The sequence below is a fragment of the Pseudarthrobacter sp. LT1 genome (genome assembly GCF_035621795.1).
In the GTDB taxonomy this organism is placed as follows: domain Bacteria; phylum Actinomycetota; class Actinomycetes; order Actinomycetales; family Micrococcaceae; genus Arthrobacter.
The window spans coordinates 3,077,484-3,100,104 of record NZ_CP141830.1 but is presented as its reverse complement, the minus strand read 5'-3'; the positions used below and the strand labels follow the sequence as shown (position 1 = coordinate 3,100,104).

Below are 22,621 nucleotides of genomic sequence, written 5' to 3'. Positions count from 1 at the left end.
AACGGTGTCCCGCCTTTTGCCGGTCATCAGCCAGCAACGAGGGGACTGCTGGCTCCCGGTCACCACGAATCCAGGTACCGATGACAACTTTGATTGACGCGCCACCCAGTGACGCCGACGCACTCCTTCCGCCCAAGAAAAAACAAACAGGCGGAGGGCTGGGCCAGTACATCCTGGTCCGCTTCCTCCTGATCTTCCCCACCATCCTCATCCTCGTCACCATGGTGTTCTTCCTGATGCGGATCACCGGTGACCCCATCACCGCCGCCATGGGCGGCCGGCTGCCCCCGGAACAGCTGCAGGAACGGATCCACGCCGCCGGATACGACCGGCCCCTGCTCGTGCAGTACTTCGAATACCTGGGCCAACTGGTCACCGGGAACTTCGGCACCACCCTCTCGGACAACCGCAAGGTCACCGAGATGCTGACCACCTACGGGTCGGCCACCTTGGAGCTGGCAATCAACGCGCTCATCGTCGCGCTGCTGGTGGGGATCCCGCTTGGCATGGTCGCCGCCCACCGGCGCGACCACCTGCCGGATGCAGTGCTCCGGATCCTGGCCATCCTGTTCTACGCCACCCCCGTCTTCTTCGCGGGCATGCTGCTCAAACTCGTGTTCTCCGTGTGGCTGGGCTGGCTGCCGGTAGCGGGCCGCGCAGGCACCCGGACGGAACTGTCCCTCACCGCGCTGGAGGCACCCACCGGCATCTACTGGCTGGACGCCCTGCGCAGCGGAAACATGGCCGCCTTCAGCGACGTCATGTCACATGCTGTCCTTCCGGCGGTGGCGTTGGGCTTCCTGACGGCCGGAGTCTTCCTGCGCCTTGTCCGGACCAACGTCATCGGCACCTTGGGCAAGGACTACATCGAGGCCGGCCGTTCACGCGGCGTCAGCGAGTTCCGCCTGGTCACCAAGCACGCCTACAAGCCGGCGCTGATCCCGATCATCACAGTCATGGGCCTGCAGATTGCGGTGCTGCTCGGAGGCGCCGTGCTGACTGAGACCACCTTCGAATGGAAAGGCCTCGGGTTCCAGCTCGCCAATTACCTCACGGCGCGCGACTTCGTAGCTGTCCAGGGCATCGTGGTGCTGCTGGCCGTCATCGTCGCCGTCACCAACTTCATCGTGGACATCATCGCCGCGCTGATCGACCCCCGCGTGAGGTACTGAAATGTCTGCCGATACCACCCTTGAACCCGTCGCCAACCCACGGGCATCCATGATCCGGCGGCTGCCGGTTGTTTCGCACTTCAACAAGAGCGTCGGACTGCAGCGCTTCATGCTGGTGGTGGGGCTCGTCCTCACCAGCATCTTCCTGCTGACGGCCCTTGCCGCGCCGCTGCTGGCCCCCTATGGCTTCGCGCAGCTGTCGGACGCTGACGGCAGCTTCCCCACCCAGCAGGCGCCCGGCGGCAAGCACCTCCTCGGCACCACGGTGGGCGGTTACGACGTCCTGTCCCGCGTGATCTGGGGTACGCAGACGGCGCTCCTGGTCATCATCGTGGCCGTCATCCTCTCAATTTTCGCCGGTGTCATCCTCGGCCTGGTCAGTGGTTACATCGGGGGGTGGCTGGACCGCGTCCTGGTGGTCGTGGCCGATGCCATCTATGCCTTCCCGTCACTGCTGGTGGCCATCGTTATGGCCATCGTCATCAGTGGTGGACAGTCCAGCCTGTTCGGCGGGATCCTGGCCGCCGCCATTTCCATCACGGTGGTGTTCATCCCGCAGTACTTCAGGGTGATCCGTGCCGAGACCATCCGGCTCAAGGCGGAGCCCTTCGTCGAGTCCGCAAAGGTGGTGGGTGCCTCCAACATCCGCATCATGACCCGGCACATCTACCGCAATGCCACCCGGACCCTGCCGCTGATCTTCACCCTCAACGCCTCCGAAGCCATTCTGACCCTGGCCGGGCTGGGCTTCCTGGGCTTCGGCATTGAGCCGAGCTCGGCGGCCGAGTGGGGCTTCGACCTGAACAAGGCGCTCGCGGACACCACATCGGGCATCTGGTGGACCGGGCTGTTCCCCGGCCTGGCCATTGTCTGGACCGTCCTCGGGCTGACGCTGGTGGGCGAAAGCATTAACGACCTCAACGATCCGCGACTCCGCGGCCGCAAGCGCAGCAGCCGCAAGGCGGCACCCGCTGGCGTACCGGCCACTCCTGCTGGGCCCGCGGCTCCGCATGAATCCGGCCCCGAAACAGAATTGAGCAACCCGTGAGCGAAAACCCCGGTTCCGAAAATCCCGGTCCACTGTCCGGCCGTCTGGAGCAGGACCGGAAGACAGTCCTGGACATCGACCACCTGAAGGTCACCTTCGCCACGGACGGTGGCGACGTGTACGCCGTCAAGGATGTGAGCCTGGACGTCAAGGCGGGTGAGGTCCTGGCCATTGTGGGGGAATCCGGCTCCGGCAAGACCGTCACCGCAAAGACCATCCTGGGCCTGCTCCCGGAAACGGCTGTGAGTTCCGGCGCGGTGCTGATCAACGGTGCCAACGTCATCAGCCTCAGCCCCAGCCGGCTGCGCCAAATCCGCGGCCGGGACGTGGCCATGGTGTTCCAGGAGCCCTCCACCGCCCTGAACCCCGTGTTCACCGTCGGTTGGCAGATTGCCGAAGGCATCCGTGCCCACGCCGGTGCCAACGGCGGGGGACGTGTGTCTGCCAAGGAGGCCAAAGCCCGGGCCATCGAGGCGCTGGGCAAGGTGGGCATCCCCGACCCCGAGCACCGGGTCAACTACTACCCGCACCAGTTTTCCGGCGGCCAGAAGCAGCGCGTGGTGATCGCGGCCGCCCTGGCGCTGAACCCCGGCCTGATTGTTGCCGACGAGCCCACCACCGCCCTGGATGTCACCGTCCAGGCGGAAATCCTGGAACTCCTCCGGGACCTTCGGGACAAATACGGCACCTCGATCGTGCTGATCACCCACAACATGGGGGTCGTGGCCGACCTGGCGGACCGGGTAGTGGTGATGTACCAGGGCGACGTCGTGGAGGAAGCCCCCGCGAAGACGCTCTTCGCTGAACCAAAGCAGGACTACACCCGCAACCTCCTTGCCGCGGTGCCGCACCTGGGCCGCAATTCGGCGTCGGAAGGCCTCACCGAGCGGCCCCACCAGGATGAGGAAGTGCTGGTGGCCGCCGACAACCTGGAGATTGAGTACCCGGGTCGGCTGGGGACACCGGCCTTCAAAGCCGTTGACGGTGTCAGCTTCACCCTGGCCAGGGGTGAGGTCTTCGGCCTGGTGGGGGAGTCGGGCTCCGGCAAGACAACCATCGGCCGTGCCATCGCCGGATTGAACCGAACCACCGGCGGCAGCCTCAAAGTACTGGGCTACGAGATGCTGAACCTTCGGGAACGCACGTTCAAACCCCTGCGCAAGGACATCGGCTTCGTGTTCCAGGACCCCGCCGCCTCCTTCAACCCGCAGTTGACCATCGGCGAGTGCATCGCCGAACCCATGCTCATCCACACCCGGCCAAGCGACGCCCAGGCCCGCAAGCGCGTTGGCGAGTTGCTTGAATCCGTCCAGCTGCCGGCGTCGTATGCGGGACGGTACCCGCACGAACTGTCCGGCGGCCAGCGGCAGCGGGCATCACTGGCGCGGGCACTGAGCCTGAACCCCAGGCTGCTGATAGCGGATGAGCCGACGTCGGCCCTCGACGTTTCGGTGCAGGCAAAAGTTCTCGAGCTTTTCCGGGACATCCAGGAAGAGTTCGGGTTCGGCTGCCTGTTCATCAGTCACGATCTTGCCGTGGTGGACATCCTGTCCTCCTGGGTGGGCGTGCTGTACAAGGGCAAACTGGTGGAGCAGGGGATCGGCAGCCAGGTCATGGGCAACCCCCAGCACGACTACACCCGCCGGCTGATCGCCTCCCTGCCGGTGCCGGACCCGGCCGAACAGGCCAAACGCCGGGAGGAGCACCGCGCGCTCCTGGGAATCTGACCCGCAGGAAGTCCTGCAGGCAGTCCTGCCACGGACAGCGCCGGTGCCGCCAGATGGGCGGCACCGGCGCTTCACACCCGCGGTGGTTCCTCCGGCTCCCCTAGACTGGAGCCATGACGCAGCACAACCCCAGCTCTCCTGGCGCCGACGAATTTGATCCATCCGCCAGCTCGCTTGCAGGCCACGTGGACGATTCGGTGATGGCTGAACTGCTGTCCATCCGCTCCAGCATTGACAACATCGACGCCACCTTGGTGTACCTCCTGGCCGAGCGCTTCAAGGCGACGCAAAAAGTGGGCTTCCTGAAGGCAAACCACCGCCTCCCCGCCGGTGACCCGGGGCGTGAAGCCGCGCAGATCGCCCGGCTGCGCCGCCTTGCCGAGGATGCCCACCTCGACCCGGCCTTCGCCGAGAAGTTCCTCAACTTCATCATCGGCGAAGTGATCCGCCACCACGAGGCCATTGCCGAGGACCACCAGGCCTCCTCCGGCCAGCAACCGCAGACCTCCGCGCTGGCGTGAACCGGGAACAGCGCCATGCGGGCGCCGGCCCGCTTCCGGCGGGCGCCCCTTTCACCGGTGATCCATCAAACGCTTCCTCATTAAACGCAGCCTCTTCCACCCAGGCCAGGGCCAAAGAAGTCACGGCCACCGGCCTGGGCCCTTGGCCGGGCGAGGATCCGCTGGAAGCCGCCAGGAGCATCCGCGGGGAGCTTGGCAGCCCGCACCTTCCCTTCCTGGCTGAACTGCCGGACCGTGGGGTCGGTTCCGACGCCCTGGGCCGTACCGCCTCCCTCCTGGAGGAACTCGCGGTGGATGTGCAGCCGCACGGCTGGCGGCTCGTGGACCGCCCGGGCAAGGACATGCGGCGGGCAGCGTCGGCGCTGTCGACCGACCTGAACGTCCTGGCCGATGTTGTCGGCGCGGAAGACGTATCGGCGGGTGAACTCAAAGTGCAGTTGGTGGGACCGCTGAGCCTTGCCGCCGGCTTGTACCTGCACAACGGTGAACGCGCCCTGCTGGACTACGGCGCCCGAAGGGACCTGGCCGCCTCCCTCGCGGCGGGCGTGGCCGGTTACCTCAACAGGGTGGCCGCGGCCGTGCCCGGCGCCCGGCTCGTGGTGCAGGTGGACGAGCCCGCCATTGCCGCCGTCCTGGCCGGGACCATACCCACCGCCAGCGGTTACCGCACCCTCCGCGCCATTGCGGAATCGGAAGCACGCGAGTCTTGGCGCCTGGTCCTGGACTCCCTGCGGGCCGCCGGTGCAGCCGAGGTTGTCGTGTCCTTCCCCGAAATCGAAGCCCCCATCGACCTGGCCCTCTCGGCAGGGGCTGACGGCGTCGCGTTGCCGCTGAAGGCATTGACCAACCGCCAGTGGGAGCAGGTGGCCGGAGCGGTGGAGGCTGGAAAACAGTTCTGGGCCGGTGCCCTGGACGTGCCTGCCGGCGGTCGCCTGCCCAAAGTGGCCCAGTGCGTGGAATCCGTCTGGCGACCCTGGCGCCAGCTGGGCCTGCCGCCGTCGCTGCTGGGCGCTATCCGGGTGACGCCCTCGGAAGGGCTGGCCGGCCACACACCCGCCCAGGCCACGGCCGTCCTGCACATGCTCACCCAGGTGGCCGACGGCCTGAACCAGCAGGCGCTGGGTTAGCTACACCCTGTTCTCCCAGCGGTCCGGCTGGGCGTAGCGGGGCAGGTAGCTTTGGGCGGAACTGCCGCCGGTGTAGGGGCGCAAGCGGTAGTCGAAGGCCCCGGCGTACACCAGGACCAGGCCGATCTGCGGCTGGATGACCTTCACCTGGATGCGGTGCCGTCCATCGCTGCCTTCGGCCGGGTCCCACCACTGCTCGGCGTAAGCCTTGGCGTCGAGGGCGGCCGGGAGCGGTACCCGCAGAGGACCCACGAAGAGCCTCGATGCCTCAGAAACGCCACGTAGCCTTCCCTCGGCCGTGACACTCAGGTTCAGGTCCGTCACCAGCCGCCGGTAGCGTCCCACGTAGTCCACCAGTTGGGTGTTGCCATCCCTTCGGGTGGCACTGGTGGTGTCCTGGAAGAGCCGGGTGCGGTCCGGGAAGCGGATTTCACGGCGGGCGGTAAGGCTGGAGCGGCCGAACGGATCCTGGTGGACGTGGTTCTCGATCCGGAACGGGATGTTCTCACCGTATTCCGGGAAAAAGGCCTCTTCCCCGCCCGCCAGCCGCAGCAAAGGGCGCAGCCACCGCTGGCGGCACCCCACGACGTCGAACGTTCCTTCCCCTACCCCGTACTGTCCGGAACCCGGTGCCAGCGAGAAGTACTCCTGAAGCTCTGGCTGCAGCCGGGAGAACCCGGAGCCCAGGGCCTGCCGGTAGATGGGGACGCTCATAACGTGGACCTCCTGTTGCCTGCGGCGGCGCTGTCTGCCTCCGGCTTCACAATCTACCGGCAGCCTTGAGCCGGATGTACATGTCCGCAAGCCGGGGTGGCAGGTCGTGGGGCTCCGCGTCCACCACCTCTGCGCCGTAGCGGCGCAGTTCGGCGGTGACCGCCGCGCGCTGCAGGAGGGCGCGCTCGGCGGCAGCCGCACGGAAGACACCGGTGGCGTCGCTGCGTTCCCGGAGCATGGTGCCCAGCTGGGGGTCGCGGACCGCCGCCACCACCACCACGTGCTGGCTGGCCAGCCGCTCCGCCACGGGCAGCAGGCCTTCCTCGGGAGCTCCGCTGTCCAGCGACGTCAGCAGCACCACGAGGGACCGGTGCGCGGAGACGGCGCGGACCTGCGCCGGGACAGCCGGCCAGTCCATCTCGATCAGCTCTGCCTCAAGGGGAGCCATCGCCTGGACCAGCCGGCCCAGGATGTTGCCTTGGCCTGCGGAACCGGCGCGCGCCCGGGTCCTGCGGTCGAAGGCCACGAAGTCCACCCGGTCGCCGCCCCGTTCGGCCAGCACGCCCAGGAGGAGCGCAGCCTCGATCCCGGTGTCCAGCCGCGTTTCGTCGGCGATCCTCGCCGCGGACGTGCGGGAGGTATCCAGGACCATGACCACCCGCCGGTCCCGTTCCGGGCGCCAGGTCCTGACCACCACCGAGGAGCGCCTGGCCGTGGCGCGCCAGTCAATGGACCGCACGTCATCGCCGCGGACATAGTCACGCAGGGAATCGAACTCCGTGCCGGCGCCACGGATCTGGACGGCGGCCTTGCCGTCGAGTTCGCGCAGCTTCCGCAGCTTCGAGGGCAGATGCCGGCGGGAATGGAACGGCGGCAGCACCCGCACCGAGCCGGGGCAATCGATGGTCCGCTGCCGGGCTGCCAGGCGGAGCGGACCATAGGAACGGATGGTCACATGCGGTGCAGCCAGGTCCCCCCGACGGACCGGCCGGAGCCTGACCGCGAACCGCCTGCTTTCGCCGGCCGGGACGTCGATGGCCTGGACGGGATTTTGGGCGCCCGCTGATGGTTGCCACCCGTCCCTGAACGATCCCCGGAGCCTGCGGGTGCCCCCGTTGCGGAGCGTGAGGACCGCCTCCACCGCGTTGTTGAGCGTGACGTTCTCCGGCTCCGCGCGTACCGCACCCACCCGCTTGGGGGATCCTGCCAACAACAGGTCGACGCCCAACAGGGCAACGAGCACGGCGGCCGTGGTGAACACGGTCAACCATCCCGGGAACAGCAGCACCGGCACCAGGCCCAGCAGCACCACCGCCACGAAGCGCCCCGAGACGGCCATCAGCGGGGAACAGGGACGGAGGCCAGGATGCTGCCCAGGACGTCGTCCACCCGGACCCCGTCCATTTGGGCTTCGGGCTGCAGCGCCACCCGGTGCCGCAGGCAGGGCAAGGCCAGGGCCTTGACGTCGTCGGGGGTGACGAAAGGACGCCCCGAGAGCCAGGCCCAAGACCTGGATGTATTCAGCAGGGCAGTGGCACCGCGCGGTGAAACACCAAGCTGGAAGGAGGGAGCGGCCCTGGTGGCGCGCACCAGGTCAACGATGTAGCCGATAATTTCCGGTTCCACCGCTACGCGGTTCACAGCTTCCCGTGCCCGTTCCAGGTCCTCCGCGCCCGCCACGGCCCGGACCCCTGCTGCTGCCAGGTCCCGGGGATCGAATCCGGCGGCATGCCGGCGGATGACCTCAATCTCCTCGCCGCGTCCGGGCAAGGGCATGGTCAGCTTGAGCAGGAACCGGTCCAGTTGCGCCTCGGGCAGCGGATACGTCCCCTCGTATTCCACCGGGTTCTGGGTTGCCGCCACCAGGAACGGGGCCGGGAGACGCCTGGCTGCCCCGTCCACGGACACCTGCCGCTCTTCCATGGTTTCGAGGAGGGAAGCCTGGGTTTTTGGCGGGGTCCGGTTAATCTCATCGGCCAACAGGAGGTTGGTGAAGACCGGTCCTTCCCGGAAGCTGAACTCGGACGTATGGGAGTCGTAAACCAGCGATCCCGTGACATCGCCGGGCATGAGGTCGGGGGTGAACTGCACCCGCTTGGTGTCCAGGCTCAGGGCGGAGGACAACGCCCGGACCAGCAGGGTCTTGGCGACCCCCGGTACGCCTTCCAGCAGCACATGCCCCTGCGAAAGCAGGGCGATCAGCAGGCCCGTGACCGTGGCATCCTGTCCCACCACTGCCTTGGCCACCTCGCGGCGGACGGCAAGCAGCGCCTGCCGTGGGCCGTCGTCGTTCATCGGGCTGTTGGGGTCTGTGGGGTTCAGGACCCCCGGGCCACTGCTCTGTTCACTCATCGGGTCATGACCTCTTTCTCCAGTTTGTCCAGGGCCTGGGACCAGGCCACCAGCCGGGCTTCTGTTGTGGGGCGTTCATTAACCAAGGCGCGGACGCCGGCCGGGTCCCTGCCAAGGAGCCGGGCTGCTGCGGCAATCGTGTCCTCCGCTGTGGCGCCGGGCCCCAGCCGCAGTTTTCCGGAGAGCCGCACCAGCAGGCCGGCGCGCAGGTTGTCCCGGGCCTGGTCGACGGCACGGGAGTCCTGGTAGAGCCGGGCGCGGCCTTCCGCCGTTTCAACCGCCTTGACCACCACGGGCAACGGTTCGAACACCAGCGGCCCGTGCCGGCGGCCACGCCATAGGATGGCAACGACTGCCACCAGCAGCAGCCAGGGGCCCAGGAAGCGGGCCCAGCCCGGTGCAAGGTCGTCGAGGGTTTTCCCGGACCCGTTGGCCGCTGCATCTTCGATCGAGGGCAGGTACCAGACGAGATCCGGGGCCGCGCCGAGCAGCCGGACCGCGAGGGCGGCGTTTCCCAGCTCGTCCAGTTTGTCGTTGCCCAGGACCGCCGTGCTACCCAGGACGGCCAGCCGGCCGTCACCGCTGACGGCAAGCATCCCGGCGGTTCCTGCCGCACGGTAGCAGGTGGTGCCGCCGTCGTACACGAATCCCTTGTTGCCCGTGACCTGTCCTGCTGCTTCTGCGTCAGGTTGGGTGCAGCCGGGGTCAAGGACCGGAGAGGCGTCGGGGACGACGCCGGCCTGGTGGATGCCGCTGTCAAGGGCGGCGAGGGTGTCCAGCCTGGGGGTGACCACCACAATGCGGTCAGCAGCAGCCATCAGGCCGGCCAGCTGCTGCCTGTCCAGCACACCGTTCCTGTCATAGAGCAGGAGGGTGGGGGAGGAGCTTGAGTGCAGGTCGTCCAGCGCAGCGTCGAACCGGCCGGGGGTGTGGACAGAAACTCCGTGCCGGCCCAGGATTTCGCCCAGCGCCCTGGCCCCCTCCGGTCCGGCATTGTGGACTGAAAGGGGCAGCCTGTCACCCTTGGGCGCCAGCTGCGTACCGATGACCAGGGCCAGTGCAGCTGCCACCACCGCTGCTGCTGCGGTGGCAGCACGATGCTGCCGCAGCCACCTCATCAGCGAGCCGGCCAAGAGTTTCCGGCCCGTCGGATCAGGTCCTTGGGACTGCCGCGTTCCTTGGGCCGCGTCCGTGCCTTGTCCAGGCTCCGTGCCGGCAATGGTGGGTCCGCTCATAACTGTGTCACCGTGCTGCCGGCGGCGGCAGGTTTCATGGCATCCAATGCCGCGTCCAGTGCCACCATTTCCTGGTAATCGCCACTGCCCGCTGCCCTGTTTCCGTAGCGGATGCCGTCAAATGTGGCCGCTGCCCGGGCCAGGCGCCGGGATTCACCGGCGAACGGCACGGACAGCGCCTGCGCGGCTTCATCTGCCGTCCTGCCCGGCTGCGGATCAAGGATGGTCCGGTTCTCGGCGCTGCGGACCACCGCACGGAAACGGTCGACGACGGCGTCGCCCCATTGTGCGGCTGCGGCTGCGGCTTCCGCGCGGTTCCGGTAGTCCCCGGCGGTCAGTGCGGTTTCCCTTTCGAACACGTCGCTGGCCTCTCGTGCCCGCGCGTTCAGCCGGGGGCGGGCAAGGAGGATGGCGGCGGCGATGATGACGGCAATGACGAGGGCGATGACGGGGCTGGGCACCGGTGCGGCATCCCCGGGCGAGCCGTCAAGGGACTGCAGCCAGTCGAGGAAGTTCCGCCACAGTGTGTCCAGCCAGGAGGGGGCGGCGTCCCGGTATTCAGGTTTGGCCAACTCTTCTGCCGCCCATCGCCGGGCCTCGTCGGCTCCGGGCAGCACCGGCGGCTCAGCGGCCATACGGCCATGCCCCCGGGGCTGTGCCGTACCCGGAGTACGGGGTGCTGCCGGTCCCGGCGTTCCGGCCCGGGATCCCGTCGGGATCCGCCCCGGTCTCCAGGTCGCGCAGCAGCACGATGTCCAGGCCGTCCTTGCGCATCCGCAGGTCCATGTAGAGCAAGGCCATGACAGACGTTTGGAAGGCGTAGCCCACCGCACCCACCAGGGCACCGACCACCGCGGTAATGATGCTGATGACCACGGTAAGCGTCGCGTCCTGCCCGCTGCCGCCGTGCGGCGAGACGACTCCTGACAGGACCGTCGGCAGGATGCTTGCGGGGATCAGGACCACCTGGGTGATGACAGCGACCAGGATTCCCACCACCAGGGTGATGCCAAGGATGCGCCACCAGTTTGCCCGCGTGAGGGCCCACGAGCGGCGCAGTCCGGCCAGGGCGCCCAGTTCTTCGATGACGACGGCGGCAGGCGCCACCATGAGCTTGATCGCCACCCAGAGGAACAGGACGGCGAAGCCCATCATCAGCGGGATGACCAGCAGCGCTGCCGCGCCGCGGACATTGGAGAACAGGAGCACGATGACGGCGAAGAAGAGCGCTATCGCGGCCACTGCGGCAGCCACCAGCACGGCGGCCAGCCTGATCAGCGCCCCGATCCGTGGACGCACCAAGGACAGCATGCGCCGGAAGCCGGTGGGCCTGTTCAGGACGGACCTTGCCACGGGGACCACCATGGCGCCCTGGAGCACCACGGACATGAAGACGGACAGGATGGACAGAAAGGCAAAGGTAACCATCAGCCCAATCCCGAGGGATGCGACGTCGGCGCTGCTGGCGGTCGTCGCCCAGGATTCAATCGACCCGGACGACGTTGCAACGACCCCTGTAAGCACTGCGGCGAGGATGGCCGACAGGGACTGGGCCAGGATGCCGGCGCCCAGCATCGCCTTGGCATTGCGCCGGATGCCCTGGAACGAGCCATCCAGGATTTCCCCGAACATCAGGGGACGCAGGGGGATGATGCCCGGCTTTGGCGGGGCGACATAGCGGGGCTGTCCGTAGGGGGAGGCTCCGTAAGGCGCACCGGGGTACGGCACACGGGGGTAGGGCGGGCCGGAGTGCGGCGCGTCGGAGTAGGGGTACTGTCCACGCTGTTGCCACTGGGGCGGTTGCTGCGGCGACTGCTGTTGCCAGGGCCGCCGTTCCTCCCACCCGGGTGCCTGCTGCGCCGGGTGCACTGGCGCCCACTGCTGTTCGGCGGCGGATTGCTGCCCTGGGCCGGGCTGCTGTTCGGCGGCGAATTGCTGCCCTGGGCCGGGCTGCTTGCCTGTGTCCGATTGCCGGCCTGCCGGCGGCGCCCACGGCTGCTCCCAGGCAGGTGCCGGGCCGGGTCCTCCGGCGCCGGCGGACCCGCCGTCGTCATGTCTGTTGCCGGGCCACGCCGGCGTGGGCTCCCCGCGCTCCGGCTCCTGAGCTGACACTGATTTCCTCCCCCATATCAGTCCGCCTGCCCCGCGTGCCGGCCGCCGGAAGGCGCGCACCGGCAATGCAGGGCATGACCCCAAGACTATAGTTCCGCCGTCGGCCGGCCTAGTGTCCCGCCATGCCCGGAAGCCGCTCAACAGGACAAACCCATCCCGATAAGGGAATATATAGCTATGAAGGCACGCATTCTGGTGGTAGATGATGACGAAGCGCTGGCCGAGATGATTGGAATTGTCCTCCGTAATGACGGCTTCGAGCCGGTCTTTTGCGCCGACGGCGCCCAGGCCCTCGACGTTTTCCGGTCGTCGCGGCCGGACCTGGTCCTGCTCGACCTCATGCTTCCCGGTATGGATGGCATCGAGGTCTGCCGCCAGATCCGCGCTGAGTCGGATGTGCCCATCGTCATGCTGACCGCCAAGTCAGATACCTCAGACGTCGTCCGCGGACTGGAATCCGGCGCTGACGACTACGTGCCCAAGCCGTTCAAACCCGCCGAACTGGTGGCGCGCGTGCGTGCCCGCCTTCGCCCCGGCGACCAGAAGGCCCCCGAGACGCTTAAAATCGCGGACATCACCATTGACGTCGCCGGGCACACCGTCAGCAGGGGCAGCGAGCGGATCTCCCTGACGCCGCTGGAATTCGATCTGCTGGTGGCATTGGCCCGCAAGCCCTGGCAGGTCTTCACCCGCGAACTTCTGCTGGAGCAGGTCTGGGGCTACCGCCACGCCGCTGATACCCGCCTGGTCAACGTCCATGTCCAGCGCCTGCGGTCCAAGATCGAGCAGGACCCGGAAGCTCCGGAAGTTGTATTGACGGTGCGTGGTGTCGGCTACAAAGCAGGGGTCTGACCCCGCTGCGCAGGGCGGGCAACCGGACCAGCGCACAACGCCGCACGCCGCTGATGAAGGTTTGAGCCGCGGCGCCGGGCCGGACAGCCCATCCCAGGGCGGCGACGAGGCCAACGTGCCCGGACCCGGAAATTCCGTGACTCCCGGTCTTCGGCATGTTGCCTTCCGCGCACGAATCTGGCAGCGTCGCGCCGTGATCGTGGCGCTGCGCGTGGCACGGCTGGTGCGTACCGGAGTCCGCCGCTTCCTCCCGGGGCTGAGGTACCTTGGCCGGGCGCTGCAGCAGCGCTGGCGCCGGTCCCTGCAGTTCCGAACCGTTCTTACCACCCTGATGCTGGCCGTGACGTCGTTCGCTGTGGTGGGTGCCTACCTGTCCAACCAGATCGCCAACAACCTGTTCCAGGAGCGGCTGACGCAGGCCGAATCCGAGACACGCTACAACGTAAAGCAGGTTCAGGAGACGTTCGACGGCGCCCAGGTCACCGACCAGTCGAGCGTCATCACCCTGGTCTCGGACACGCTCAGCGCCGTGGAAGGGCGCGGTTCGGTCATCCAAAGGCGCTACGTCTTCGAGGCGGTGCCCAACCAGACCAAACCCCGCAACCGCTGGGTTGAATCCCGCGCGTCGGACCAGTTGACGGTCAGCGTCATCCCCCCTGACCTGCGCAAAGCAGTCCAGGAATCCGGGAAGGACCAGTACTGGGCATCCACCGTCATTCCCGTTGGGACCGAGGACCGGCCGGGAATCGCCGTGGGCAACAAGGTGACCTTCAACGGCACTGTCTACGAGCTGTACCTGATCTACGACCTCAACACCGCGCAGCAAACTCTGAATGAGATCCAAAGCGTCCTTTGGGCCGGCGGTGCGGTACTGGTCCTGCTGATCGGCGCCGTCGCCTGGTATGTCACGCGCAACGTGGTCAGCCCGGTGAGTCACGCCGCCATGGTTTCCGAGAAGCTCGCAGCCGGCCAGCTGCAGGAGCGCATGGTGGTCAAAGGCGAGGACGAAGTGGCCCGCCTTGGTGCCTCCTTCAACCACATGGCAGCCAGCCTGCAGGAGCAGATCACCCAGCTGGCCACGTTGTCGCAGATGCAGCAGCGCTTTGTGTCCGACGTTTCGCACGAGCTCCGGACACCGCTGACCACCGTCCGGATGGCCGCGGAGGTTCTGTACGACGCCCGGGACGACTTTGACCCCATCAACAAACGGTCCGCCGAGCTGCTGTACAACCAGGTGGAGCGCTTCCAGTCCTTGCTCTCCGACCTGCTGGAAATCAGCCGCTTCGATGCAGGCGTGGCGGTCCTGGATGCTGAACCTGAGGACCTGCTCCAGGTCATCGCCCACGTCATTGAGGGCGCGGCGCCGGTCGCAGCCGAGTATGGCTCGGAAATCCTCTACACAGCCCCGGACGAGGCCGTGATCGTGGAAATGGACGCCCGGCGGATCGACAGGATCCTGCGGAACCTGATCCTGAACGCCGTGGAGCACGGTGAGGGCAAGCCGGTGACTGTCACGGTCGCGATAAATGAGACGGCGGTGGGCGTTTCCGTCCGGGACCACGGGATCGGAATGGACCCATCGCAGGCGGCCAGGGTCTTCGACAGGTTCTGGCGTGCCGACCCCGCCCGCGCCCGCACGACAGGAGGCAGCGGCCTGGGACTGTCCATCGCCATGGAGGACACCAAACTGCACCATGGCTGGCTCCAGGCATGGGGCAGGAAAGGCGATGGCGCCAACTTCCGGCTGACCCTTCCGTTGCGGCAGGACGGCGCAATCACCGAGTCACCAGTTCAGCTCGAACCCAGGGACGCCACCATCCCCGGAGCGCCGGGAAGCATACCCGCGGAACAGGACTACAAAAACATGCTGCTGCTCCAGACTGGTGCGGCCGGTCCCGCCCCAGTGCGGCCCCCCGAGGAGACACCATGAGGGCCTCGATGCGCCATGCCAGGTACCCCGCGGCACTGCTCGTGCTGCTCATCGTCCTCCTGTCGGGCTGCGCGCGGATCCCCACCTCCGGCCCGGTGGGGAAAAGCAGCGAAAGCAGCGCCGGCAACGTCAACGCGCCCGTCTTCCTTCCCGCAGCACCCCAGCCCGGTGCGTCCCCGGAAACAATCATCGACTACTTCTACCGGGCCGGCAGCGGCTACGAGGACGACTACGCCGTGGCCCGCCAGTACCTGACGCAGGCGTCGGCGGTGTCCTGGAAGCCGGACAAACGAGCCTTGGTCTACCGGGAGGCACGCGTCGTCCCCACAGAAACAGAAAACGTCTTCAACTACGAGCTGGATGTCTCCTACACCGTGGACGCCGACGGCATCGCCACCCAGTCGCCGCCGGGAACAGTGGAACGCATTCCGGTGACGGTGACCCAGGTGGACGGCGAATGGCGGATCTCCGCGATTCCGGACGGGACGGCCATCGCCGAGGAAACGTTCAAAGTGATCTACGGCGCCTACCCCATCTACTTCTACGACCCCACGTTCACCTACGCCATCCCGGATGTCCGCTGGTTCCTGAAGAACAAGACCGTCAAAGCCATGACCAGCGCGCTGCTGGCCGGGCCCGCCCCATACCTCCGCGGCGCCGTCGCCAGCGCGTTCCCATCGGGAATCAAGCTGGCACGTGAGTCTGTCCCGGTGGTCTCCGGGGCCGCGCAGGTGGATCTGACGGCAAAGGAGCTGACGGAAACCTCGGCGGAGGACCGGTTGCGCATGCAGATGCAGCTGACCCTGACGTTCCGCAGCCAGCCCGACGTTGTCAACGTTGAGCTGCGTGCCAACCAGGACCTGGTCCGGGTGGAGGACAACGGGTCCGTCCTTCCTCCGGTGCTGGATAAAACCGTTCCTTCCCGCCAGATCGCCATCAGTGGCAATGAGTTGGTGCGCTACGAGAACAACCGCGTTTCGCCACTGCCCGACATGCAGCCGGTCTCCGCGCTAAACCCGCGCTACCCTGCGGAATCCGCGGTGTCGCAGACCGCCGCCTTTCTCAACGACGGCCGCACCACGCTTTACAGCATCAGCCCGGGGCAACCTGCCCGTGCCCTGACCACCCGGAGCACCCTCAGCCGGCCGTCCTTCAGTGTTAACGACTGGGTGTGGACGGCCGGACCCGGTGCTACCGGTGCCACCGAAGTCGTGGCGTTCCATCCCACCGGAGTGGCGGAGGGGGCACCTGTCCCGTCCGTGACGCTGGCGCCATCGTGGCTTGCCGGCCGGACGGTGAAGGAGCTCCGGATCTCACGCGACGGCGTGCGCGCCCTGGTCATTTCAGAGCAGAACGGGAAGTCCAAGGTGCAGGTGGCCGGGGTGATCCGCGCCGGCGACGGCACGCCGCGCGAACTGACCGCGCCCATCACTTTGGTCAGCGCCGGCGATCCCGACCAAGGTGTGTGGGTGAACGGAACCACCGTTGCCGTTATGAAGGAGGCAGCCGGTGCGAACGTCACGCCGGAGCTGCTGTCCCTCACCTCCGGACAGCCGCAGCAGCTGGCTCCCTGGCCCGGACTGGTTGCCATCAGTGCCGGAAATGGTGCAGACGACATCTACGTCCAGTCCGGAGAGGGTATCTTCCAGCGCCTCGGCAATGGCTGGTCGCCGCAGATCAAGGGTCCCATCGACCCCGCGTTTCCCGGCTGACCCCTGTCATCCGACTTGTCCACATAGGTGCGCCAGACTCTCCTGATGCCTGGGCATCTGCTGCATGCTGGGGCAGTGAACGGAATATCCGGAGGAAGCGGAACAGCTGGCCCTGGCCGGCAGGGGACCCGGCGGATGGATCCCGACCTTCAGCCGCCGCCGCCCTGGCCGGCACTGCACAGGGCCGAACACGCCGCAGCGCTCCTGCGCCTTCTCGACTGGGTGTCCGGCGCGGCGGCAGATCTCCTTGCACTGGCGGTGCCGGTGGACTGCGTCTGCTGCGGGGCCGAAGACCGGACCCTTTGCGCCTCGTGCTGCAGCCGCATCCGCCAGCTGACCAGGGACCCCTTCCGCGCCGAAAGCGGAGCCCCCGCGCTGATGGATGTCGACGGGACCATCATGCTGCCGGTGGTGGCCGCGGGGGTGTACCGGGACGAGTTGGCTCAAGGCCTGCTGTCGTTCAAAAGGCACGGCCAGCACCAGCTTGGGAGGAACCTTGGCAGGGCGCTGGCCGTGGCGGTCAGGGCAGCGGCCCGCGGCGGCAGCGGGTTCCTGCTGGTTCCGGTGCCCACCGGTACCGCGGCATACGTCAACCGGGGGTTCAGCCCGGTCCATCTGCTCCTGAAGGAAGCCGCACGGCAACTGCCAGGCCTCGACGTCGCGGATGTCCTGGGCAAGAAGCCCCGGGCGCTTCTGGAAGGACCAAAGGGTCTGGGCGGGCAGAAAGGTCTGGCGGGCCAAAAAGGTCTGGGCAGGGGCGCCCGCTCCCAACGTGTCAGGGGGTCCATGCAGGTCAAATCCCGCGCCCGAACCAAGGTCCTGGGCCGTCCCTGCATCATTGTCGACGACGTCCTGACAACCGGCGCCACCATCGGAGAAGCAGCCCGGGCCCTGCACCTGGCCGGAGCCCAGGTGAGGGGCGCCGTCGTGCTTGCCGCGACACGCCCGCCCGCTGCTGCGGACCCCGCCACGCCCGCCGCCGGACCGCACGGAAGGAGCCATGACTTAGAAAAAAATAAACCGGGAAAGGATGAATAACAGGTGGCTATGAACTAACGTCGGTGGTGGGTACCAAGAACAGAATGTACCTTTCGATGGCGGCTCGGAGAGGGGCTCGACTGTCAAACAGCCCGGCCCAGGGAAGTGCCGCCGTCGTGTCACCGAAGTCATTTGGAGGGCACCATGGAGTTTATGATCAGCGGACGAAATCTGACCGTTTCAGACCGGTTCCGCGAATACGCCGGGGAAAAGATCGCAAAGATCGAATCGCTTGGCGACAAGATCCAGCGGGTGGATACGAAAGTCTCCAAGGAGACCAACGCCCGGCAAACCGGCGACCAGTTGACCGTCGAAGTGACAGTCCTGGGCAGGGGCCCCGTAATCCGTGCCGAAGCGAGCGCCGCAGACAAATTTGCCGCCTTTGACCTCGCTTACAACAAGCTGCTTGAGCGCCTCCGGCGCGCGAAGGACCGCAAAAAGGTCCACCATGGCCGCCACACGCCCAAGGCCGTCCGTGAAGCAACCGCCTCCCTTGAACCAGCCAGCGCGCACGAACCGCTCTACCTCGAGGCCAACCGCAGGAGCGAAACAGCGCAGGCGCCGGAGGAAAAATCCCCCTACGATGTCGAGAACGACATCCCGGCCGGGAGCTCGCCGGTACTGATCCGGCGCAAGGTCTTCCCCGCTGCGTCCATGACCCTCGACGACGCCGTAGACAACATGGAGCTCGTCGGCCACGACTTCTATCTTTTCGTGGACAAGGCCACCAACACGCCGTCCGTGGTCTACCGCCGCCGCGGCTGGACCTACGGCGTCATTACCCTGGACCACGAATGCGAGCCAGGGGACACTGTCGTGGAGGAAAAGGTCCTTGCCTACCGCTCCGACGACGCAGCCGCCACTGTCTGACGTACCTGGCAACGTCCAAGGTGGTACCAACCACCAGAGAGGTCTGAATTGTCGGCAACGCTGAGCCTTGACCAGGCCCGGCGGATCGCGCTGGCAGCGCAGGGACTCCACAAAGGACGGCCCACCGGCCCCGTGACAGCACGGGCGGTGGGCCGTACCTTTGCCCGTCTCCAGCTGGTCCAGATCGACTCCGTAAACGTCCTGGTCCGCAGCCACTTCCTGCCCTTCTATTCCCGCCTTGGCAACTATGACCGGGACATCCTGCAGCGCATGTCCGCCAGCCACCCGCGACGGATGTTCGAATACTGGGCTCACGAAGCCAGCTACATCCGGCCGGAGCATTACCAGGACCTCCTTCTCTGGCAAAAGCGGGCCTGGGTGGGCGCGTCCCGGATGGACCCCGTGCTCCGCGATGAGGTTGCTGCCAAGATCCTGGCGGTCCTCGCCCGGTCCCGGCCCATGACGGCATCTGAACTGACGGCACGGATTGGGCATGTCGAAGAGAAACAGGCGGACAACTGGGGGTGGAACTGGAACGCCGTGAAACGGGTCCTTGAACACCTCTTCGAAGCGGGTCTGGTGTCGGCGGCCTCCCGGACCGGGCAGTTCGAGCGCAGGTACACGCTGACCTCCAAGGTCCTCCCGGATGCGGCCGCCGCCGCAGGGGAGAGGGATCCAGAGGCTGCACTCCGGCGCCTGACCGACGCGGCCGCCCAGGCCCACGGAATCGGCAGCATCCGCTGCTTCGCCGACTACTTCCGGACTCCGGTCAAGGCCACAGCCCTGGCTGTCGAGCACCTGGTGGAGCAAGGCAGGCTGGAACCCGTCACGGTGGCGGGCTGGAACCGGAAGATCTTCCGGCATGTGGATTCGCTGCTGCCGCGGCGTGCCACCGGCCGGGCGCTTTTGAGCCCGTTCGATTCCCTGGTCTTTGAGCGGCGGCGCCTTTCCGAACTGTTCGGCTTCCATTACCGGATCGAGATCTACACCCCGGAACCCAACCGGCGCTTCGGCTATTACGTGCTGCCCTTCCTGCTGCGTGACAGGATCGTGGCGCGGGTGGATTTGAAAGCAGACCGGGCCGGCGGCCGGTTGCTGGCGAGGGCCGCGTTCGCCGAGCCCGACGCACCGGCGGATACCGCCGTCGAACTTGCCGCCGAGCTCAAGCTCATGGGCCAATGGCTTGGCCTGCCGGATGTGGAAGTGGGGCCGGCAGGAGACCTTGCCGCCCGGCTGGCGCAGGAGCTGGCACGTCCGTAGGGAGTATCCGCTCTCAGGGAAAAGGAGCACCGGCGGCGTGTCTCTCCCGTAGACTGAACACGCCAGAATTCGGCGGCATCAGACTGGGAGCATCTTCACGTGGCATCACTTATCGAAAAAATTCTCCGCACGGGTGACAAGAAAACACTCCGGCAGCTGCGGAACTATGCCGATTCCATCAACGCCCTCGAAGACTCATTCAAGACCTTTACCGACGCCGAACTGCGCGAGGAGACGGACCGCCTCCGCGCCCGCCACCAGGACGGCGAGAAGCTCGACGACCTGCTTCCGGAGGCTTTCGCAGCAGTGCGTGAAGCCTCCTCCCGCACCCTGGGCATGCGCCACTTCGACGTCCAGCTCATGGGCGGCGCCGCCCTGCACCTGGGCAACATCGCTGAAATGAAGACCGGTGAAGGCAAGACCCTGGTGGCGACCGCTCCCGCCTACCTGAACGCCCTTACCGGCAAGGGCGTCCACGTGGTCACGGTCAACGATTACCTCGCCGAATACCAGTCCGAGCTCATGGGCCGCGTTTACCGCTTCCTGGGCCTGACCAGCGGTGTCATCCTGGCCAACCAGGATCCCGCCGTTCGCCGTCAGCAGTACGCCGCCGATATCACGTACGGGACCAACAACGAGTTTGGTTTCGACTACCTGCGCGACAACATGGCGTGGGACCGGACCGAACTTGTCCAGCGCGGCCACAACTTTGCCATCGTCGATGAAGTGGACTCAATCCTCATCGATGAGGCGCGCACCCCGTTGATCATCTCCGGGCCTGCGCAGGGGGACACCAACCGCTGGTACAGCGAATTCGCCAAAGTGGTGCTCCGGCTGCAGCCCGAAAAGGACTACGAGGTCGACGAGAAGAAGCGTACGGTGGGCGTCCTGGAGAGCGGGATCGAAAAGGTGGAGGACTACCTCGGCATCTCCAACCTGTACGAGTCCGCCAATACCCCCCTTATCGGGTTCCTGAACAATGCCATCAAGGCCAAGGAACTTTTCAAGCGGGACAAGGACTACGTCATCCTGGACGGCGAAGTGCTGATCGTTGACGAGCACACCGGCCGCATCCTGGCCGGCCGGCGCTACAACGAAGGCATGCACCAGGCGATCGAGGCCAAGGAAGGCGTCGAGATCAAAGCGGAAAACCAGACTCTGGCCACCGTGACGCTCCAGAACTACTTCCGTATGTACGGCAAGCTTTCCGGAATGACCGGTACCGCCGAGACTGAGGCGGCCGAGTTCATGAGCACTTATAAGCTGGGCGTCGTGGCCATCCCCACCAACAGGGACATGCAGCGGATCGACCAGGCGGACCTCGTGTTCAAGAATGAGGTTGTAAAGTTCGACGCCGTGGTGCGCGATATCGCCGAGCGTCACGAAAAAGGCCAGCCCGTCCTCGTGGGCACCACCAGCGTGGAGAAGAGCGAGTACCTGTCCAAGCTGCTTGCCAAGGAAGGTATCCGCCACGAGGTCCTGAACGCCAAGAATCACGCCCGGGAAGCTGCCATCGTCGCTCAGGCAGGCCGGAAGGGTGCCGTCACCGTGGCCACGAACATGGCCGGCCGCGGCACTGACATCATGCTGGGCGGAAACGCCGAATTCACGGCTGTCGCCGAACTCGCCAAGCGCGGGCTGGACCCGGAGGAGAACTCCGAACAGTACGAAGCCGCGTGGCCCGCAGCGCTTGAAGCCGCCAAGCAGTCCGTCAAGGACGAACACGAGGAAGTCCTGGACCTCGGCGGCCTGTACGTCCTGGGCACCGAACGCCACGAGTCGCGACGCATCGACAACCAGCTCCGCGGCCGTTCCGGCCGCCAGGGCGACCCGGGTGAATCCCGGTTCTACCTGTCGCTGACCGACGACCTCATGCGGCTCTTCAATTCCGGGGCGGCGGAACGGCTGATGAACAGCTCGGTGCCGGACGACGTTGCGCTGGAATCAAAGCTGGTATCCAGGGCCATCGCCTCTGCCCAGGGGCAGGTGGAAGGCCGCAACGCCGAGCAGCGCAAGAACGTGCTGAAGTACGACGACGTCCTCAACCGCCAGCGCGAAGCCATCTACAGCGACCGCCGTCGGATCCTGGAAGGTGATGACCTGCACGAGAAGGTGCAGTACTTCATTGAGGACACCATCGCTGCCTTGATCGACGCCGCCACCGCGGAAGGGAACGGCGACGACTGGGACTTCCACCAGCTGTGGACGAACCTTAAGACGCTCTATCCTGTCAGCGTTACTCCCGAAGACATCATCGAAGAGGCCGGTGGCAAGTCCAGGGTCACCGTGGAGCTGTTGAAGGAGGAGATCCTTTCCGACGCCCGCCTGGTGTACCAGGCCCGCGAGGAGGTCATCGGCTCCGAAAGCATGCGGGAACTCGAGCGCCGTGTGGTCCTCTCCGTCATTGGCCGCAAGTGGCAGGAACACCTCTACGAGATGGATTACCTCAAAGAGGGCATCGGCCTGCGCGCCATGGCGCAGCGTGATCCGCTGGTGGAGTACCAGCGCGAAGGTTTCGCCATGTTCCAAAGCATGATGGAGGCCATCCGGGAGGAAAGCGTTGGCTTCCTCTACAACCTTGAGGTCGAGGTGACGCCGGCCCAGGATGTCGTCGTCCAGGACGCGGCCGGCGGACATACTGAGCACGTGGACCCGCAGGTCCATGCCGCCGGGCTCGAGGCCCCCGAAAAGCCCGCGCAGCTGCAGTACACGGCTCCCAGCGAGACCGGCGGAACGCAAACCCGGGTGGAAACCCGGGCAGGTAGTGGACGCTCCGGCAACCCTGCGAAGGCAGCTGCCCAGGACGCCGCCAAGCGCCCGGCGAAGAAGAAAAAGCGCTAGTAGACACAGCCGTAAACGCGCACAGGCGTTAATGAACAGGGCAGGGGCCGATGGGCCCCTGCCCTGTTTGTATGGTGCACCGTGTGCTTTCGGATGCGCATCAAATCACC

General features: G+C 66.5%; 18 protein-coding genes. 12 read left to right on the top strand and 6 right to left on the bottom strand.

From position 1 onward, the window contains the following. Positions 1 to 80: 80 nt before the first annotated feature. From VIK36_RS14540 to VIK36_RS14520, 5 genes are all read left to right on the top strand, one after another. Positions 81 to 1,172 carry an ABC transporter permease gene (locus VIK36_RS14540; RefSeq protein ID WP_255172674.1) on the top strand — a complete coding sequence of 364 codons (1,092 nt, stop codon included), beginning with the start codon at positions 81 to 83 and terminating at the stop codon, positions 1,170 to 1,172. A 1-nt stretch (position 1,173) separates the two neighbouring features. Further along, positions 1,174 to 2,220 (top strand): ABC transporter permease, encoded by a 1,047-nt coding sequence (locus VIK36_RS14535; protein WP_324642481.1) that lies wholly within the window; start codon positions 1,174 to 1,176, stop codon positions 2,218 to 2,220. A 32-nt stretch (positions 2,221 to 2,252) separates the two neighbouring features. Then, positions 2,253 to 3,947, top strand: coding sequence for an ABC transporter ATP-binding protein (locus VIK36_RS14530; RefSeq protein ID WP_324645291.1), 1,695 nt, complete (start codon positions 2,253 to 2,255; stop codon positions 3,945 to 3,947). 113 nt (positions 3,948 to 4,060) lie between these two features. Continuing rightward, entirely contained in the window at positions 4,061 to 4,468 is a 408-nt protein-coding gene (locus VIK36_RS14525; RefSeq protein ID WP_159631548.1) for a chorismate mutase, read from the top strand. A gap of 134 nt (positions 4,469 to 4,602) precedes the next feature. Continuing rightward, positions 4,603 to 5,595 (top strand): hypothetical protein, encoded by a 993-nt coding sequence (locus VIK36_RS14520; RefSeq protein WP_324645290.1) that lies wholly within the window; start codon positions 4,603 to 4,605, stop codon positions 5,593 to 5,595. Here the strand turns inward: VIK36_RS14520 and VIK36_RS14515 are convergent, their stop codons facing one another. The 6 genes from VIK36_RS14515 to VIK36_RS14490 are packed head-to-tail and all read right to left on the bottom strand — an operon-like array spanning position 5,596 to position 12,008. Further along, complete coding sequence (locus tag VIK36_RS14515; protein WP_324642479.1) at positions 5,596 to 6,309, bottom strand: DUF4166 domain-containing protein; 714 nt, start codon at positions 6,307 to 6,309, stop codon at positions 5,596 to 5,598. Between the two features lie 46 nt (positions 6,310 to 6,355). Further along, positions 6,356 to 7,648: a DUF58 domain-containing protein gene (locus VIK36_RS14510; RefSeq protein ID WP_324642477.1), complete on the bottom strand. Its 1,293-nt coding sequence runs from the start codon at positions 7,646 to 7,648 to the stop codon at positions 6,356 to 6,358. Then, entirely contained in the window at positions 7,648 to 8,661 is a 1,014-nt protein-coding gene (locus tag VIK36_RS14505) for a MoxR family ATPase (protein WP_324642476.1), read from the bottom strand. The genes VIK36_RS14510 and VIK36_RS14505 overlap by 1 nt, the downstream gene beginning before the upstream one ends. Beyond that, positions 8,658 to 9,896: a DUF4350 domain-containing protein gene (locus VIK36_RS14500; RefSeq protein WP_324642475.1), complete on the bottom strand. Its 1,239-nt coding sequence runs from the start codon at positions 9,894 to 9,896 to the stop codon at positions 8,658 to 8,660. Before VIK36_RS14500 ends, VIK36_RS14505 begins: the two co-directional genes overlap by 4 nt. Continuing rightward, positions 9,893 to 10,531 (bottom strand): DUF4129 domain-containing protein, encoded by a 639-nt coding sequence (locus VIK36_RS14495; RefSeq protein WP_324642474.1) that lies wholly within the window; start codon positions 10,529 to 10,531, stop codon positions 9,893 to 9,895. The genes VIK36_RS14500 and VIK36_RS14495 overlap by 4 nt, the downstream gene beginning before the upstream one ends. Continuing rightward, complete coding sequence (locus VIK36_RS14490; RefSeq protein WP_324642473.1) at positions 10,521 to 12,008, bottom strand: hypothetical protein; 1,488 nt, start codon at positions 12,006 to 12,008, stop codon at positions 10,521 to 10,523. The genes VIK36_RS14495 and VIK36_RS14490 overlap by 11 nt, the downstream gene beginning before the upstream one ends. Positions 12,009 to 12,185: 177 nt before the next feature. Between VIK36_RS14490 and mtrA the strand changes: the two genes are divergently transcribed. The 7 genes from mtrA to secA all read left to right on the top strand — a co-directional run bounded on the left by mtrA (position 12,186) and on the right by secA (position 22,511). Next, complete coding sequence (gene mtrA, locus VIK36_RS14485; RefSeq protein ID WP_255172666.1) at positions 12,186 to 12,860, top strand: MtrAB system response regulator MtrA; 675 nt, start codon at positions 12,186 to 12,188, stop codon at positions 12,858 to 12,860. A 136-nt stretch (positions 12,861 to 12,996) separates the two neighbouring features. Beyond that, a complete protein-coding gene (mtrB, locus tag VIK36_RS14480; protein ID WP_324645289.1) occupies positions 12,997 to 14,790 on the top strand; it encodes an MtrAB system histidine kinase MtrB in 1,794 nt (597 codons plus the stop codon). After that, positions 14,787 to 16,502, top strand: a complete 1,716-nt coding sequence (locus tag VIK36_RS14475; protein WP_324642471.1) for an LpqB family beta-propeller domain-containing protein — start codon at positions 14,787 to 14,789, stop codon at positions 16,500 to 16,502. The genes mtrB and VIK36_RS14475 overlap by 4 nt, the downstream gene beginning before the upstream one ends. A 135-nt stretch (positions 16,503 to 16,637) precedes the next feature. Then, positions 16,638 to 17,540: a ComF family protein gene (locus VIK36_RS14470; protein ID WP_324642470.1), complete on the top strand. Its 903-nt coding sequence runs from the start codon at positions 16,638 to 16,640 to the stop codon at positions 17,538 to 17,540. Between the two features lie 144 nt (positions 17,541 to 17,684). After that, a complete protein-coding gene (hpf, locus tag VIK36_RS14465; protein ID WP_159631557.1) occupies positions 17,685 to 18,410 on the top strand; it encodes a ribosome hibernation-promoting factor, HPF/YfiA family in 726 nt (241 codons plus the stop codon). 48 nt (positions 18,411 to 18,458) lie between these two features. Next, on the top strand, positions 18,459 to 19,670 hold the full coding sequence (locus VIK36_RS14460; protein WP_324642469.1) for a winged helix-turn-helix domain-containing protein: 1,212 nt from the start codon (positions 18,459 to 18,461) through the stop codon (positions 19,668 to 19,670). Between the two features lie 99 nt (positions 19,671 to 19,769). Further along, complete coding sequence (gene secA, locus VIK36_RS14455) at positions 19,770 to 22,511, top strand: preprotein translocase subunit SecA (RefSeq protein WP_324642468.1); 2,742 nt, start codon at positions 19,770 to 19,772, stop codon at positions 22,509 to 22,511. Positions 22,512 to 22,621: the final 110 nt, after the last annotated feature.